At 42.0% G+C, this 14914-nt stretch carries 18 protein-coding genes; 7 read left to right on the top strand and 11 right to left on the bottom strand.

What is annotated here, in order from left to right; all coding sequences use genetic code 11:
• Nucleotide 1: 1 nt before the first annotated feature.
• The 3 genes from dxs to BM232_RS02470 are packed head-to-tail and all read right to left on the bottom strand — an operon-like array spanning nucleotide 2 to nucleotide 2976.
• Nucleotides 2–1825: a 1-deoxy-D-xylulose-5-phosphate synthase gene (gene dxs / locus BM232_RS02480; RefSeq protein WP_091711607.1), complete on the bottom strand. Its 1824-nt coding sequence runs from the start codon at nucleotides 1823–1825 to the stop codon at nucleotides 2–4.
• A 12-nt stretch (nucleotides 1826–1837) separates the two neighbouring features.
• Complete coding sequence (gene ispA / locus BM232_RS02475; RefSeq protein ID WP_091711641.1) at nucleotides 1838–2704, bottom strand: (2E,6E)-farnesyl diphosphate synthase; 867 nt, start codon at nucleotides 2702–2704, stop codon at nucleotides 1838–1840.
• A 26-nt stretch (nucleotides 2705–2730) separates the two neighbouring features.
• A complete protein-coding gene (locus BM232_RS02470) occupies nucleotides 2731–2976 on the bottom strand; it encodes an exodeoxyribonuclease VII small subunit (RefSeq protein WP_091711606.1) in 246 nt (81 codons plus the stop codon).
• 126 nt (nucleotides 2977–3102) lie between these two features.
• Between BM232_RS02470 and ribF the strand changes: the two genes are divergently transcribed.
• Nucleotides 3103–4035 (top strand): bifunctional riboflavin kinase/FAD synthetase, encoded by a 933-nt coding sequence (ribF, locus tag BM232_RS02465; protein ID WP_091711640.1) that lies wholly within the window; start codon nucleotides 3103–3105, stop codon nucleotides 4033–4035.
• 6 nt (nucleotides 4036–4041) lie between these two features.
• Here the strand turns inward: ribF and BM232_RS02460 are convergent, their stop codons facing one another.
• Genes BM232_RS02460 through BM232_RS02450 form a run of 3 tightly spaced genes read right to left on the bottom strand, consistent with a single transcriptional unit; the run spans nucleotide 4042 to nucleotide 5282 of the window.
• On the bottom strand, nucleotides 4042–4404 hold the full coding sequence (locus BM232_RS02460; RefSeq protein ID WP_091711605.1) for a lysozyme inhibitor LprI family protein: 363 nt from the start codon (nucleotides 4402–4404) through the stop codon (nucleotides 4042–4044).
• 3 nt (nucleotides 4405–4407) lie between these two features.
• The gene (locus tag BM232_RS02455) at nucleotides 4408–4812 is read right to left on the bottom strand and encodes a hypothetical protein (protein WP_091711604.1); all 405 of its coding nucleotides are present in this window, start codon (nucleotides 4810–4812) and stop codon (nucleotides 4408–4410) included.
• 11 nt (nucleotides 4813–4823) lie between these two features.
• On the bottom strand, nucleotides 4824–5282 hold the full coding sequence (locus BM232_RS02450; RefSeq protein WP_091711603.1) for a GNAT family N-acetyltransferase: 459 nt from the start codon (nucleotides 5280–5282) through the stop codon (nucleotides 4824–4826).
• Between the two features lie 122 nt (nucleotides 5283–5404).
• Here BM232_RS02450 and BM232_RS02445 point away from each other — a divergent pair, with 122 nt between their 5' ends.
• Together BM232_RS02445 and BM232_RS02440 are read left to right on the top strand one after the other, a co-directional pair.
• Complete coding sequence (locus BM232_RS02445) at nucleotides 5405–6151, top strand: ferredoxin--NADP reductase (protein ID WP_091711602.1); 747 nt, start codon at nucleotides 5405–5407, stop codon at nucleotides 6149–6151.
• A gap of 174 nt (nucleotides 6152–6325) precedes the next feature.
• The gene (locus BM232_RS02440; RefSeq protein ID WP_091711601.1) at nucleotides 6326–7381 is read left to right on the top strand and encodes an acyltransferase family protein; all 1056 of its coding nucleotides are present in this window, start codon (nucleotides 6326–6328) and stop codon (nucleotides 7379–7381) included.
• A 3-nt stretch (nucleotides 7382–7384) separates the two neighbouring features.
• Here the strand turns inward: BM232_RS02440 and BM232_RS02435 are convergent, their stop codons facing one another.
• A complete protein-coding gene (locus BM232_RS02435; RefSeq protein ID WP_091711600.1) occupies nucleotides 7385–8047 on the bottom strand; it encodes an SDR family oxidoreductase in 663 nt (220 codons plus the stop codon).
• Nucleotides 8048–8162: 115 nt separating this feature from the next.
• On the opposite strand from BM232_RS02435, the gene BM232_RS02430 reads away from it, so the two are divergent.
• The 4 genes from BM232_RS02430 to BM232_RS14865 all read left to right on the top strand — a co-directional run bounded on the left by BM232_RS02430 (nucleotide 8163) and on the right by BM232_RS14865 (nucleotide 12469).
• On the top strand, nucleotides 8163–8540 hold the full coding sequence (locus BM232_RS02430) for an ArsR/SmtB family transcription factor (RefSeq protein ID WP_091711599.1): 378 nt from the start codon (nucleotides 8163–8165) through the stop codon (nucleotides 8538–8540).
• Between the two features lies 1 nt (nucleotide 8541).
• The gene (locus BM232_RS02425) at nucleotides 8542–8952 is read left to right on the top strand and encodes an arsenate reductase ArsC (protein ID WP_091711598.1); all 411 of its coding nucleotides are present in this window, start codon (nucleotides 8542–8544) and stop codon (nucleotides 8950–8952) included.
• Nucleotides 8949–9998, top strand: coding sequence for an ACR3 family arsenite efflux transporter (arsB, locus tag BM232_RS02420; protein ID WP_091711597.1), 1050 nt, complete (start codon nucleotides 8949–8951; stop codon nucleotides 9996–9998). The genes BM232_RS02425 and arsB overlap by 4 nt, the downstream gene beginning before the upstream one ends.
• Nucleotides 9999–10135: 137 nt before the next feature.
• Nucleotides 10136–12469 (top strand): methyl-accepting chemotaxis protein, encoded by a 2334-nt coding sequence (locus BM232_RS14865; protein ID WP_091711596.1) that lies wholly within the window; start codon nucleotides 10136–10138, stop codon nucleotides 12467–12469.
• A 43-nt stretch (nucleotides 12470–12512) separates the two neighbouring features.
• On the opposite strand, the gene BM232_RS15185 is transcribed toward BM232_RS14865, so the two are convergent.
• From BM232_RS15185 to BM232_RS02395, 4 genes are all read right to left on the bottom strand, one after another.
• Nucleotides 12513–12884, bottom strand: a complete 372-nt coding sequence (locus BM232_RS15185) for an EAL domain-containing protein (RefSeq protein ID WP_281248260.1) — start codon at nucleotides 12882–12884, stop codon at nucleotides 12513–12515.
• On the bottom strand, nucleotides 12814–13752 hold the full coding sequence (locus BM232_RS15025; protein ID WP_177207236.1) for an EAL domain-containing protein: 939 nt from the start codon (nucleotides 13750–13752) through the stop codon (nucleotides 12814–12816). The genes BM232_RS15185 and BM232_RS15025 overlap by 71 nt, the downstream gene beginning before the upstream one ends.
• A 127-nt stretch (nucleotides 13753–13879) precedes the next feature.
• Nucleotides 13880–14302, bottom strand: a complete 423-nt coding sequence (locus BM232_RS02400) for an MAPEG family protein (RefSeq protein WP_091711593.1) — start codon at nucleotides 14300–14302, stop codon at nucleotides 13880–13882.
• 13 nt (nucleotides 14303–14315) lie between these two features.
• Nucleotides 14316–14903 (bottom strand): hypothetical protein, encoded by a 588-nt coding sequence (locus BM232_RS02395; RefSeq protein WP_091711592.1) that lies wholly within the window; start codon nucleotides 14901–14903, stop codon nucleotides 14316–14318.
• Nucleotides 14904–14914 lie beyond the last annotated feature (11 nt).

The following is a 14914-nucleotide window of genomic DNA, read 5'->3' as shown; positions in this document are numbered from 1 at the left end:
ATTATGCCGTAAAGTGCTGATTAATGGTATGCAAAATACCTGTAGAATCCAGACCACATTCACTTAGCATGCTGCTATGAACGCCATGTTCGATAAATGTATCAGGCAATCCCATCAATTTAATCGCGACAGGATGGTTTATTTCTCTTAAATATTCATTTACCGCGCTACCTGCACCACCCATCACAGCATTTTCTTCAATGGTGATAATTAAATCATGAGAGTCAGCGATTTGACTGATGATGTCGATATCTAAGGGTTTAACAAAACGCATATTCACCACAGTAGCATTGATCTGTTCTGCAGCTTGCTCTGCGGCAGTGACCATACTACCAAAGGCCAGAATGGCGACTTTTACACCCTGACGTTTTAATTGGGCCTTACCTATTTCCAATGAGGTCAGTGCTGGTTCAACAGGAGTGCCATTACCACTACCACGCGGGTAACGTACCGCTGCCGGACCGTTGTAACGAAAACCCGTGGTTAACATTTGCCGACATTCATTTTCATCAGCGGGTGCCATGATGATCATATTAGGAATGCAGCGCAGGAAACTTAAATCAAAACTACCTGCATGGGTTGGACCATCTGCACCCACTAAACCGGCACGGTCAATGGCAAACAAAACATTTAAGTTCTGAATGGCGACATCGTGAATCAGTTGATCGTAAGCACGTTGTAAAAAGGTCGAGTAAATGGCGACAACGGGTTTTTTGCCTTCACAGGCCAGCCCAGCCGCTAGGGTCACAGAATGCTGTTCAGCAATACCGACATCAAAGTAGCGTTCAGGAAAATCTTCAGCAAAGCGGTTCAGCCCCGAGCCTTCACACATGGCGGGTGTGATACCGAATAAGTCCGGATCCAGACGAGCCATATCGCATAACCAACGACCGAAAACTTGGGTATAGGAAGGGCCGGAAGATTTACTGTTGGCCGGACTCACACCATGATATTTACAAGGATGAAGTTCGGCAGGCTCATAACCTTTACCTTTTTTGGTCACGATATGAAGGAATTGTGGACCTTTACGTTTTTTCAAATTGGTCATGGTCGCGATTAAGGTATCAATGTCATGACCATCAATAGGACCAATATAGTTAAAGCCCATTTCTTCAAACAAGGTGCCAGGGATCATCATGCCTTTGACATGTTCTTCAGCACGTTTAGCAATTTCCCAGGCAGGAGGGATTTTTTCCAATACACGCTTGCTGCCTTCACGGGCACTAGCGTAGAAGCTGCCTGATAATAACTTAGCGAGATAATTCGCCATACCGCCGACATTTTTTGATATCGACATTTCATTGTCATTAAGAATAACTAATAGATTGGCACTTAAATCACCAGCATGGGCTAAGGCTTCAAACGCCTGACCAGCGGTAAGTGCACCGTCACCAATAATGGCTACTGCATGACGCGGATCATTATTAGCCTGTGCAGCGAGTGCCATGCCTAAAGCGGCACTGATTGATGTGCTCGAATGACCGACGCCAAAGGTGTCATAGTCACTTTCACTGCGTTTGGGAAAACCTGATAAACCACCAGGCTGACGCATGGTATTCATCCGATCGCGACGACCTGTAAGGATTTTATGCACATAGCTTTGGTGGCCGACATCCCAGACCAAGCGATCTGTAGGAGTATCGAACACATAATGCAGGGCGATAGTGAGCTCGATAACACCCAGATTAGAGGAAATATGCCCACCGGTTTGCTGCACACTATCGATAATGAGTGTTCTCAACTCTTCTGCCAGCTGGGGCAACTGTTTTTTGTCCAGTTGACGCAGATCTTCTGGGCTATTGATATGAGTGAGTATAGTATCCATTCTGTCGATTTCTTAATGTGAGCGTTTCACAACAAACTGAGCCAATGTCGCCAGCACTTCTGTATTAAATGGGCACTCATCAAGGTGAGTTAATGCTTTTTCAATCAGAGCAACGGCTTTTTGTTGTGCTTTTTCAAGGCCTAGTAAAGCAGGATATGTGGGTTTATTCAATGCAATATCGGCACCTTGAGTTTTTCCAAGTGTTTCAGTATCAGTGATGACATCTAACACATCATCCTGCACTTGAAAGGCAAGTCCAATGCAGTCGGCATAACGATCCAGATGTGCCAGAGTCTGTTCATCATATTCTTCTGCAGCCAGAGCTCCGAGTACAACACTAGCTCTGATTAATGCGCCAGTTTTTAACTTATGCATTGCCTGAAGTGCGTCAATATCCAGCTTTTTGCCAACAGATTCCAGATCAATAGCTTGACCGCCGGCCATACCAGCTGCGCCAGAAGCCTGGCTCAGTGTTTTGATCATCCGGCTTTGTTGTTTCTCAGTCAGGATATCGTCGCATAAGGTTTCAAAAGCCAGCGTTTGTAAAGCATCACCCACTAAAAGTGCAGTCGCTTCATCATAGGCTTTATGACAAGTGGGACGACCTCTGCGCAGATCATCATCGTCCATGATAGGCATATCATCATGCACCAATGAGTAGGCGTGAATCATCTCAACCGCTGAAGCTGCGACATCCATAGCAGATTGTTTTGCACCTAATGCCTGACCTGTGGCATAGACGAGCAGAGCGCGTAAGCGTTTGCCGCCACCTAATGTGGCGTAGCGCATGGCGTCAAATAGCCGCGCTGAACCTGGCTTTTGTGCCTGTTGAAGACGTTTTTCCAACACAAATTCAATTTGAGACTGGTGCTTTAACATCCAGTCTTGCAGAGGAAACTTTACGTTCACGCTTCACCAGTTTCCGGATCGAAATCTACCATATTGGTTTGGCCAGATTGTTGTAACAGCATTTGAACTTTTTGTTCCGCCGCTTGCAATGATTCCTGGCAATCACGTGTCAGTAATACACCACGTTCATAGAGTTTGAGTGATTCTTCCAGACTGATATCGCCTTCTTCCAGACGTTCAACTAATGTTTCCAGCTCTTTCACTGCAGCTTCATAATCCAATTTTTTTTGTTTCGCTGCCATTCTTGCCTCTGACCGAAATAATTTTGCGCCTATTATAAGGTAATAGGCGTAGGCTTGCCTGCTGGATTGTTTTTTTATTTGCCGTTACTCTGTTGTGTTTGGTTATTTTTTGGTAGACAACGTCTTATGCCGAAAATCATTCGCGGTTTTCATAATTTACCTGCTTCACCACAAGGGTGTGTTGCCACTATTGGTAATTTCGATGGTGTTCACCTTGGACATCAGGCGGTATTAACGCAGTTAGCCATGAAAGGCGATACGCTGAAATTACCCGCCGTAGTGATTACTTTTGAGCCGCAGCCTTTTGAATATTTTGTACCAGAAAAAGCGCCGGCCAGACTGACGCGGTTTCGGGAAAAAGTCGAAGCGCTGCGTTGTTACTCCATCCAGCAGCTATGTGTTTTGCGATTTAATAAACAATTGGCAGGCATGTCGGCTGAAATGTTTATCCAAAAATTATTAGTGGAAGGTTTAAACGTCAAATATCTGGTGGTGGGGGATGACTTTCGCTTTGGTTGTGAAAGAAAAGGCGATTTTGCGTTGTTACAGGAAGCCGGTAAGAAATATGGTTTCCAGGTTGTGAATATGCATACCTTTGCGATTGACCAAAACCGAGTGAGCAGCACCCGCATCAGAGATGCGTTAAGCAACGGTGACTTATTATTAGCTGAGAAGTTATTAGGTCGCCCTTATCGGATGAGTGGCCGGGTCGCACATGGTGATAAACGCGGGCGCAAGATGGGCTTCCCCACGGCTAATATTCATTTACATCGCCATAAAATTCCACTGATAGGCGTATTTGCTGTGCAGTTATTTGGTATTGATGAAGAACCGGTCAATGGCGTGGCGAATATTGGTATTCGACCTACCATTGGTGGTAATAAAGCCTTGCTTGAAGTGCATTTATTTGATTTTAAAAGAGAAATATACGGAGAGCATGTTCAGGTATTTTTCTTACACAAGATTCGTGATGAACAACGTTTTGAGAGTCTCGATGATTTGATCGCTCAGATTCATCGGGATGCAGAGCAGGCGCGTCAGTATTTTGCACAAGTCTGAGCGGTTTTACTTCAGGTAATAGTCTTGTAAAAACTGATTACGTTGTCTGGTCAGTTCAATAGCGCAACTGGCGGTCATGGCTTTTTGCTGCGCATTGTTTTGCCAGGTCTGATAGACATTCAGACACTGTGTTTTCCGATAGGCATCCCAGGTTTGTTGTGATAACTCTAGTGATTTCAACAGTGCACCGTTTTCGGCATGTCGTTGTTTGATGATAGTTAAGTCACCCACCATTTCATCAATCGCCGATTGCAGTTTTTCATCCAAACAGGCTTGTCTTGCATCGGCTGTGGTCATTGGGCACAGCGCTTGCGCCTGAGTCAGTGGTGATACGATAAAAAGTAGGCTAAATAAAACAGTTTTTTTCATGGCTTAGAGTTTATCAATATCCAACAAAATCTGTTTTGCTAATGTTTCCATCCGCTCCAGACTAATATCGGCTTTTTGCAGAAAATCATTGGTGTAAAATTTGGGGTCAGCCCAATGTTTACCAGTGATATGACAGCGTTTGGCGAGTTTATTGAGTCCCAGATCCTCTAAATCAAAGCCGAGCTGTGTCCAGTATTTTGCCAGATGTCGCTCGGTCGCATGATCGGTTTGCTGCGTATCTTGTATTTGTCTGACATACACGCTGGTTTCACGGGCAGCAATAATCACATTTCTCAGGGCTTTTCTGGATTGCTGCTGACGTTCTTCTCCAGCGCGATTAAGATTTGCTAACCAGCGCTGTATATGTTTAAAAATTTCCCATAATAATTTGGGATTAATGGCATCCATGACGTATCTGTTTATATGTCTAAAATTAAGCGCATCGGAACCATAGCCGAGTGAGTAAAGCCTTCATCCTGATACATTTTCTGGGCAATAGCATTATCAGCATCGGTTAATAGAGTAATCCGCAGGCAACCTTGTTGTCTGGCAAAATTAACAGCAGCATTTAACAAAGCTAAACCAAAGCCTTTACCACGATGTTGTTCATCGATGACCATATCTTCTAATAAAGCGACTTTACCGCCCATTGCGGTTGAAGTCAGATATAACAAACTGACGACACCAACCACTTTTGACTGATGCTTTATAAGTAAAAAATGACCTTTATCCGGGTGCCTGAGAATATCACTGACCGCGTGCATTTGTTTCTCTGGCTGTGGTTCAAAGTCGGCTTCCTGAGTGAACAGGACGGTCAGTAAATGTGTAATGGCATTCAAATCAGTGAGTGTTGCTTCTGCAATGATATGGTTGGTCATTTAGCGTTAACCCTTAAGCTAAGATAATGTCAGCGTTGTACGTCGTATTAAAAGTTGATTGATAGTAGCATGACCATAAACTGGAAAGTTATATCAACTCGACAAAAAGGGGAGACACCATAATGGCTGATTGGTTGACTGCAACGGTAGTTGAAAATAAACAATGGAATGATCGTTTGCACTCGTTAAGATTGGATATCGACTATCCAGAGTTTAAACCCGGACAATTTACCCGTTTAGCTTTGGAAATTGATGGTGAGATTGTGAGTCGACCTTTTTCTTTGGTGAACAGTCCTGATACAAGGCCGCTCGACTTTTATTTTATTGAGGTGCTTGATGGTCGACTGTCAACCCGGCTTGCCAAACTTAAGGCTGGAGATGAGATTTTTGTAGCGCCTAAAGCTGCGGGATTATTGACCCTGGATCAGTTAGCTGAAGGAAAACATCTGTATCTATTATCGACAGGGACTGGGATTGGTCCTTTTCTCTCTATTCTGAACACCACTGAGGTGTGGCAGCAATTTGAAAAGGTGATATTGGTTCATGCCGTCAGACATCAAAATGAGCTGACTTATCAGGATAATATTAATGCGATAACAACAGCACACCAGGATCAATTTATTTATGTACCTTTTGTCAGCCGTGAAGAGATGCCAGATGCATTATCAGGTCGTATTCCTCAGGCAGTTGAAGATGGTCGCTTTGAACAACGTACTGGCCTGAAAATAAATGCGGAAGACAGCCAAGTGATGTTGTGTGGTAACCCGGATATGGTGCTGGAAACGATGGATGTGTTAATCAATACACATGGTTTGAAAAAGCATTCACGACGTGATCCGGGGCAAATCAGTATTGAAAAATACTGGTAATAGTCATGACAGAGAGATAATCACGGCTAGCCAAAAATACTGACTTAAATCGTTTGATTCCAAGTCGTAATAAATGATGATAAATAGTCTGAGTTTGGTGTATTGTTCGCCTGTTTTTATCTATAGAAGAGTGCTAAGCCGATGCTGTTTTTACTGTCTGTGGTAATTGACTAAATGAGGTTAATTGTCTTTGATTATTTCAGAGCCATTGCCATTTTAAGCATCGTTGCCGGACATTGTATTAGCTACAAATCTATCACCAGTTTTGACGAAAGAGTGATTGCCAACTTAATTCAGGGTGGCTCACCTTTGTTTGTTTTCATCTCCGGTTTTTTCTTTCATCATATTTTTTACAGGCAGTTTCAATACAGCCAGTTTATGCTGAAGAAAGTGAAGAATGTCTTGCTTCCCTATGTGTTTTTATCGTTATTAGCACTGATTTACTATTTAAGTTCAGGTATTTCTTTACCTGATGCAAAAGAGTTGGGCATCACGTCTTTAGCTAACTGGCAAGATTATTTAAGCATGATTGGCCTGTATCTATGGACAGGCAGAACCTCATTTGCCTATTGGTACATTCCTTTTATTATGCTGATATTTCTGATGTCGCCATTGTTTATCAGCTACATTCGTCAGGGTGTAAGAATCCGGCTGTTGATTTTTATTATTGCCTTAGTGCTGGCAATGATTGTGCATCGTCCAGCAGGTAATTTATCGCCGTGGCATGCTGTTATGTATTTTTTGCCGATGTATTTATTGGGCATTCTCGTGTCAATGCATCGTGAGCCTGTTCAGCGATATTTACATAACAAAGCGTTTATTCTCGGGGTGACAGTGGTATTTCTGGCAATTCTACAAGCTCTGATTTATCTAGGCTTTGGCAATCTGCATAAATTACATCCATTCACCTTTGATGGTCTGGATATCCTGATTTTGCAGAAAATTGTTTTATGTTTTTTCTTTTTATCTTTGCTGGAAAAACTGAGCGAACATTACCCTCAAATACCTTTATTAAGGTTGTTAGCTGATGCCAGTTTTGCGATTTATTTTATTCATCCCTGGGTACTAATTGCCTTAGTCGAATATAAGTGGTTACCCAATGTGGAGAATATGAGCGGATTGCACCAGTTTATTATTACCTTTCCGCTCACAATACTGATTAGTATGACATTAGCTTATGTGATCAAACGCTGTGCTGGTCAATACAGTCGCTCTCTGACAGGTTGGTAATTTTTAGCCCAACCGCCCAGAGACACTATTGATAAATGCGTCCCGAATAGTTTCATCACCATTGTAGAGTTCATCTATCTGATTAATCGATTCAGTATGATTGAGGCAAAATTGAATGCAAGCGGCTACATCAGCGCGTGTAATCACGTCCTTATCAGCCTGGCCTGTTCTTTGTGTAGAAATATGTCCTGTCGCTTTATCATCAATTAGTTTACCTGGACGCAGGATGGTGTAGGGCACACCACTGGCTAATAAATATTGGTCAGCAAAGTGTTTACAAATATTGTAGTGTTTGATGGCCTCCGTGCCGGTCTCGGGATTGCCAGCATCTCTGGCGCTGACCATAACAAATTGTTTTATATTATATTTCTTAGCCATGTCGATAGCTTTTACGGCGCTCCATAGATCAATCAGGATAGTTTTATCAGCACCGGTTTTTCCTCCTGAGCCTGCAGTAAAAACGACTTTGTCACAATCCTCAAATGCTTTTTCAGGTAGTGGGGATTCCAAGTCGGCAATAATCGTTTCAGCGCCTAATTCCTGAAAATATGAGGCTTGCTGGGAGTCTCGGATCATGGCTTTCACCGGACTGTCATCAGCGCAGAGTAACGTTATAAGTTGTTTTCCAATCTGGCCGTTGGCTCCAATGACTAATGTTTTACTCATGGTTTATCTCCCTACGATTATTTTCATGCTTATCGATCACTTTAACATGGCAAACCTTTGTCTTTATATGTCCATAATTATTGACATATAAATATGTGTCGACTATTATCGACATATGAAACTAGAAACTGCACTTAACGCTTTTGCTGCTTTGTCCCAGGAAACACGCCTGCTGGCCTTTAGATTGCTGGTTGAAGCCGGTCCACAGGGTATGGCGGCTGGTGTTATCAGTGATGCACTTGGCATTCCGCATAATACGCTGTCATTCCATCTGACCCATCTGAGTCAGGCCAATTTGGTGTCATCACGTAAAGAAGGCCGATCCATTATCTACATGGCTAATTTTGAACAGATGAGAGATTTGATTGCTTTTATGGTTCAGGACTGTTGCAGCAGTGATCTAGCTCGATTGCATCAGGCTGATAATGCTGATTGTGCCGTGGTGGAATTTGTTGATTGTTGTATACCTCAATCCGTTAAAACAGAGAGTTGAAATGAAAAGAATACTGGTTTTATGCACGGGTAACTCATGCCGTTCGGTGATGGCTGAAGCATTAATTAATCATCTTAAGGGAACGGAATATCAGGCGGTCAGTGCAGGCAGTCAGCCTGCTGGGTATGTTCACCCTAAATCCATAGAGACATTAAAAAGACATGGCATTGATCCGGGAAGCCCCGTTAGCAAATCATGGGATGAGTTTGCCGGTCAGCCTTTTGATTATGTGATTACTGTCTGCGACCAGGCTGCCAATGAAGTCTGTCCAATTTTTTATGGTGAGTACCAGAAACTGCACTGGAGCACACCTGATCCAGCGAAAGCACAAGGCAATGAGGCGGAGATAGACGCGGCTTTTGATGAAGCTTTTCAGTTATTAAAAACACGTATTGAAAAGGAATTAAAATGAACTCAGCTTCTAGTTCAGCAATAGGATTTTTTGAACGTTATCTGTCTGTCTGGGTTGGCCTTTGTATTGTGGCTGGCGTGGCTTTGGGATCATTATTTCCGTCCATCTTTCAAACAGTAGCCACTTGGCAATATGCCAATGTGAATCTCGCTGTTGCGGTCTTTATCTGGTTAATGATTTATCCAATGATGGTTAATGTGGATTTTGCGTCGATTAAAGATGTTGGCAGAAAACCGAAAGGCTTATGTCTGACGCTGGTGGTGAACTGGTTAATCAAACCCTTCACCATGGCTGGGCTGGGGATTCTGTTTTTTGAGGTTTTATTTGCTGGTTGGGTCGATCCGCAATCGGCAAAAGAATACATTGCCGGGATGATTTTATTAGGTGTAGCACCATGTACGGCGATGGTATTTGTCTGGAGCCAGTTGGTTAAAGGCGATGCCAACTACACGCTGGTACAAGTCTCGATAAATGACTTGATTATGGTGTTTGCTTTTGCCCCGATTACCGCTTTCTTATTAGGTATGACGAATATAATTGTGCCATGGGAAACCTTATTTTTATCTGTGGTTTTGTATGTCGTGATTCCATTGCTCGCGGGGTATCTCACAAGAAAACGCCTTGATAATAGTCAGGACCATCATGAAATTGCTCGCTTTACTCAAACAATAAAACCTTATTCAATTATCGGTTTATTAGCGATGGTGATTTTATTATTTGGTTTTCAGGCTGAAACCATCCTGGCTAAACCGTTAGTTATTGCCTTGATTGCTATTCCATTACTGATCCAAAGCTATGGTATTTTTGCCATCGCTTATGGCTGGGCTTATTTATGGAAAGTGCCGTTTAATGTGGCGGCTCCAGCGGCTTTGATTGGCACGTCAAACTTCTTTGAACTGGCGGTTGCCGTGGCGATTAGCTTATTTGGTCTTAATTCAGGTGCGGCATTAGCTACAGTGGTGGGGGTGTTGGTTGAAGTACCGGTGATGTTATCTCTGGTCGCGCTGGCAAACAGGACAAAACCCTTATTCAAGTTTTATAGCTGACAGGTAAACAGTGATTGGTAAGGTTGCTTCACTTAAGTGATGTATAGACAGAAAAATAATCAATATTATTAAACATTTCTTACTGTTAGACGATATTGAAAGAACTAATACATCCTTATTTTTTGTGACCTTTTACCATGAAAATAAAACAGAAAATTACACTGGCAGCGATCATTATTGCTATTACGCCAATTCTAATCTCAAATGTTCTGACTAATTATATTGCAACAAATGAGTCTAATAATGCGCTTAAAGCGTTATTTCAAGAGCGCCTGGTTTCTCTGCGAAATGTTAAAAAAAGCCAAGTCGAAGATTATTTTTTTACGATAGAAAATCAATTGGTGAACCTGGCCGATTCCAGTTTAATGTCTGAGGCATTAAACAATTTGAGTAGTGCAGCAAAGAGTTATGCCAGTGATACGAGTCAATTTGATCGCACTACTATTCAGCAACATGTAAAAACCTATTACGACACGCAGTTTACTCAGCATTATGAATCACTGAACAAGGTTAAACCGCCTATCAATATGGATAATTTGCTATCTAAAATTGATATAAATGGTTTGGCTTTGCAGCAGACCTATATTGTTGATAATAAAGCTGAATTAGGCAGTAAGCATGATATGGTGCAGGCAAATGACGGCAGTGATTATGCTTTTTATCATGCTAAGTACCATCCTTTCCTAAAAGACTTTTTAAATAAATTTGGTTACTACGATATTTTTCTCGTCGACGCTGATACTGGAATGGTGGTTTATAGCGTATTCAAAGAATTGGATTATGCAACCTCTCTCAAAACAGGACCTTACGCTGATACCGCAATTGGGAAGGCTTTCAGGCAGGCATTACAGTTAAGCGATAAAGAGCAAGTCGCGATTGCCGACTATGCGCCGTATTTACCTTCTTATGAAAGTCCAGCCAGTTTTATTGCCGCTCCAATCCATATTAATGATGAGAAACAAGGTGTTTTGATTTTCCAAATGCCAGTAGACCGCATTAATCAGATTATGACTTTTGATAATAAGTGGAAAGAAGCTGGTTTAGGCGAGTCAGGTGAGACCTATCTTGTTGGCAACGATAAATTGTTACGGAGTGAAAGTCGGTTTTTAGTGGAGGACAAAGCGGCTTATCTGAGCTTATTAGAAAAGACACAAGCAGTCGATGCAACAAGCAGAAATTTGATTGATCTTAAAGACTCAGCTTTAGGTCTTTTGCATGTGGACAGTCATGGTGTTGACGAGGCGTTGGCTGGTAAATCAGGATTTAACATCATTACAGATTACCGTGGCATACATGTATTGTCTGCTTATGCACCTTTGGAAATTACAGGCTTAAACTGGGCAATATTGGCAGAGATAGATGAATCTGAAGCTTTTGCAGCCGCAGATCAGTTATCAAAGAGTTTATGGCTGTATGGTATGTTGATTCTAGTGATAGTTGCATTAGTTGCTATCGTCTTTGCCGTTAAAGCATCCAAGCTGATTTCTGGGCCTATTTTGCAAATATCAACGTTTATTTCTGGTGTAGCAAAAGATCTGGATCTGACGGCAAGACTGAATATGCAACGTAGTGATGAAATTGGAGATGCCAGTAAAGCGCTCAATGAAATGCTCATCACCATGCAAACAACCATGAATAAAGTTACCGATGCCAGTAGTCAGATTGCCGCTGCCTCGGAAGAAACATCGGTCATCACTCAGCAGACCAGCCAGGCTGTTCAGAAGCAGCAAAGTGAAACAACCCAGGTTGCTTCAGCCATGAATGAAATGACGGCGACTGTTCAAGAAGTAGCAAAAAATACCAGTGACACATCATTAGCGACCGATAAAGCAGCTGAACAAGTAGACACCGGCATTGTCGCAATGGATAAAACGACCTCACTGGTTCAGCAATTAGCAAATGTTACAGAAGAGGCAGTTGATTCCATTAATCAACTTAAAAGCCGCAGTATGGATATTTCTACCGTGCTGGATGTAATTAACAATATTGCTGAGCAGACTAACTTATTGGCCTTGAATGCAGCTATTGAAGCAGCCCGTGCTGGCGAACATGGACGTGGTTTTGCTGTGGTTGCCGAGGAAGTACGTACCTTAGCGAGTAAAACGACTGCGTCCATTGGTGAGATAACCAATATGATTGATATGTTACAGCAAGGCTCTAATCATGCTGTGGAATCAATGGAAAGAAGTCAGAAACAGGTGAACGAAGCGCTAGGTCAGGCAAACTCGACTAAAGAAGCCTTAAGCCTGATAGCGGAAGTCATCTCGCATATTAATGATATGAGTCGTCAGATTGCGACAGCAGCAGAGGAACAAGGCGCTGTCGCTGAAGAAATTAATCGTAATATTGTTTCAATTAATGATATGACCAGCCAAACAGCTGAAGGAACCGTGCAAACCTCAGTAGCAAGTAAAGATCTGGCTCGCCTGGCGACAACACTCAATGATCTGGTGAAACAGTTTAAAGTCTAATGTGTTTTTAACAAATTAAAAGACACAGCTTTTACTGTGTCTTTTAATTAAATTCAGGACATCGAAAATCAATCGCTTGTTCTAATTCTAAAGGCTGGCTGATGAAATAACCTTGTATCTTTTTGATGCCAAGTCTAACCAGCTCTCTGAATTCTTCTTCAGTTTCCACACCTTCAGCTAAAACTTCGCACCCAGTTTCTTGAGCATAAGCAATTAATGCGGCAGTTAGCGCTTTTCTGGAAGTATCAGTATCAATATTTCTGATCAGGCTGATATCCAGTTTGATGATATCTGCACCGAGCTCAAGGATATGCTGAAGGCTGGAATAACCGGCACCGACATCATCAATAGCCAGGCGCACACCTTGTTTTCGTAATGATTGGATGGCTTCTCGAAAGGCACGATAGTCTGCTATCTGTGCATGTTCGGTAACTTCCAGAATAATTTTTATTGAATATATGCTGGTCTAAGGCGCGTTCAACAGCACCATTTATAACGTATTCCGGTGATATGTTTAGAGAAAAGCTGACGTCGGCGGGGAAAAGAGTCATTTTATCCAGAGCTGTAGTAATAGCCATTATTTCAAGCTCCTCTCCCAGTCCGACAAATTCCGCTTCTTCAAACCAGATATCTGGAGTGCGATATGGTGTATCGATAAAACGGGATAAACACTCATAACCAATCACTTTTTTCTCGTCAACGTGATAGACAGGCTGGAAAACCGTGTTGAGATTATTCTCAGATAAGACCTTACTGAGTCGTCTTTTGATTTGATTATCCTGCTGATTTTTGAGCAGTTGTCTATCGATTTGACGGGCGCTTATGTCGGCAAATATTTTCATCAATGCCAGATCGCGCTCGCTCAGCGTAGCGTCAGATGTATGACTGAAGCAGCAAAAAGTACCATAGACTTCACCATCATTGAGCACAATTGGCACACCTAAGTAGCTACCAATATTTAGCTCTTGTGTAATCGGCATTGCCTTAGTTATGGGATTGTCTGAAGTATCAGCAATGATGCCATCCAGTTCACCTTCAACAATCTTCTGACAATACGTTAATTCCGTAGGGTCGGCATGCCCGGCTTTTAAAGGAATGTCTGGGTCTACTGAGTCGATAACTTCAATTTTGCGTAGTTCATCGGTGAATTCCGAGATAAAAGCAACATCCATTTCCAGGTGATTACGGATAACAGACAAAATATAACTTAAGTTATCAGTGATTTCTGATGATTCTGATAAGGATAGTTCGTTCTCTAAACCTCTGAGGATAGTCTCTCTCATTACCATGATCCGTCTACATACTTGGCTAGAAATTATATTGTTATTGCATGATTATCAATATTTTATATTTTGTCGATAATGATGATATTAACGTTACCTAACTTTGCGGTATTAAATCAGCTTTGCATTATAAAAGGGTGATGGCGCAGAGACCCAGTAATGCGACATTTGCCAGTAAACCAATCATGAAGAACAGTGATCTTGGGCTGGGATTTTTTTCAGTGGCAATTTTGTAATATAACGCCATATGAAAAATTCGGGCGATAGCAAAGACCCAGATAAAAATACCGGTCCATAATGCATTTGCTCCGATGAGAATGGCCATAAAGGAAGTCCCTAACATTAAGGGCATATTTTCCAGTGAATTTATAAAGGTGCGGTGACTACGGAAAACAAAAGAAGAGTGACTCAAATTTTCATCAATTTTTCCTGGAATGGCGCCTGGTTGTGAGGCCTTGGTTTTACTGGCTATAAACCACTGGATTAACAGGGTTAATAAGATAATAAATAAACCGGTAAATGCTAAATGGTATAGGTTTTCTAATGTCATGATATTTCTCCGCTTAGTTTTGTGCGATTAAGGCAACTGCACCAAGGATAGCCAACAGCCAGAGTACACCCCCTATGAATAAGGCGGCATAGCCTCGCCAGTCATAGCGTGAGTTAATAGTGCCAATAGGATCGTCCTTAAGCATATTGATTTTGTCCTGTAGCTCTATTAGTGGATAGACACTCAGGTAAAACAATACTAACCAGATAATATTGAAATATTGAGGCACGACATGATTATCAGCTAAGGTGCTAGCCAGATTACCGAGGATAACCAGTAAGACAAACATGGTTGCGAGAAAACCTAAATGTTTATTCTCGGGAATATCTTGACGTGACATGCTTTGCTTAATGCGTTTAGCTAAGGCATGAGTGAAAAAAATTGAAAATATGCCACGCATAACGGGCATAATTTTGCCATCAATAAAAGGCTGTTGAAGCTTCCAGTTTTTATAAAACCAATAGATGCTATATAAACCAAATGTAGCGAGATAAAGCCATTTTAGTTTACTGGTGGAGACTGAGAAATAGGCTTGATCCCCTGCTGCAGGATCAATATCCGCTTCCATAATGGTCTGAGGTGCTTGTGTTTCTAATTCCATTTTGGCCTCGA

The organism is Methylophaga sulfidovorans, assembly GCF_900114205.1.
Lineage (GTDB): Bacteria > Pseudomonadota > Gammaproteobacteria > Nitrosococcales > Methylophagaceae > Methylophaga > Methylophaga sulfidovorans.
Note: the sequence above shows the minus strand (reverse complement) of the source record. Positions and strands in the feature narration are given on the sequence as shown.

Excerpts from the sequence above, each read along its gene's own strand:
- dxs (WP_091711607.1), bottom strand. The coding sequence starts at position 1,825 with ATGGATACTATACTCACTCATATCAATAGCCCAGAAGATCTGCGTCAA.
- ispA (WP_091711641.1), bottom strand. The coding sequence starts at position 2,704 with ATGTTAAAGCACCAGTCTCAAATTGAATTTGTGTTGGAAAAACGTCTT.
- BM232_RS02440 (WP_091711601.1), top strand. The coding sequence starts at position 6,326 with ATGAGGTTAATTGTCTTTGATTATTTCAGAGCCATTGCCATTTTAAGC.
- BM232_RS02435 (WP_091711600.1), bottom strand. The coding sequence starts at position 8,047 with ATGAGTAAAACATTAGTCATTGGAGCCAACGGCCAGATTGGAAAACAA.
- BM232_RS02445 (WP_091711602.1), top strand. The coding sequence starts at position 5,405 with ATGGCTGATTGGTTGACTGCAACGGTAGTTGAAAATAAACAATGGAAT.
- BM232_RS15025 (WP_177207236.1), bottom strand. The coding sequence starts at position 13,752 with ATGAGAGAGACTATCCTCAGAGGTTTAGAGAACGAACTATCCTTATCA.
- ribF (WP_091711640.1), top strand. The coding sequence starts at position 3,103 with ATGCCGAAAATCATTCGCGGTTTTCATAATTTACCTGCTTCACCACAA.
- arsB (WP_091711597.1), top strand. The coding sequence starts at position 8,949 with ATGAACTCAGCTTCTAGTTCAGCAATAGGATTTTTTGAACGTTATCTG.
- BM232_RS02425 (WP_091711598.1), top strand. The coding sequence starts at position 8,542 with ATGAAAAGAATACTGGTTTTATGCACGGGTAACTCATGCCGTTCGGTG.
- BM232_RS02430 (WP_091711599.1), top strand. The coding sequence starts at position 8,163 with ATGAAACTAGAAACTGCACTTAACGCTTTTGCTGCTTTGTCCCAGGAA.
- BM232_RS14865 (WP_091711596.1), top strand. The coding sequence starts at position 10,136 with ATGAAAATAAAACAGAAAATTACACTGGCAGCGATCATTATTGCTATT.
- BM232_RS02450 (WP_091711603.1), bottom strand. The coding sequence starts at position 5,282 with ATGACCAACCATATCATTGCAGAAGCAACACTCACTGATTTGAATGCC.
- BM232_RS02455 (WP_091711604.1), bottom strand. The coding sequence starts at position 4,812 with ATGGATGCCATTAATCCCAAATTATTATGGGAAATTTTTAAACATATA.
- BM232_RS02395 (WP_091711592.1), bottom strand. The coding sequence starts at position 14,903 with ATGGAATTAGAAACACAAGCACCTCAGACCATTATGGAAGCGGATATT.
- BM232_RS02470 (WP_091711606.1), bottom strand. The coding sequence starts at position 2,976 with ATGGCAGCGAAACAAAAAAAATTGGATTATGAAGCTGCAGTGAAAGAG.
- BM232_RS02400 (WP_091711593.1), bottom strand. The coding sequence starts at position 14,302 with ATGACATTAGAAAACCTATACCATTTAGCATTTACCGGTTTATTTATT.
- BM232_RS02460 (WP_091711605.1), bottom strand. The coding sequence starts at position 4,404 with ATGAAAAAAACTGTTTTATTTAGCCTACTTTTTATCGTATCACCACTG.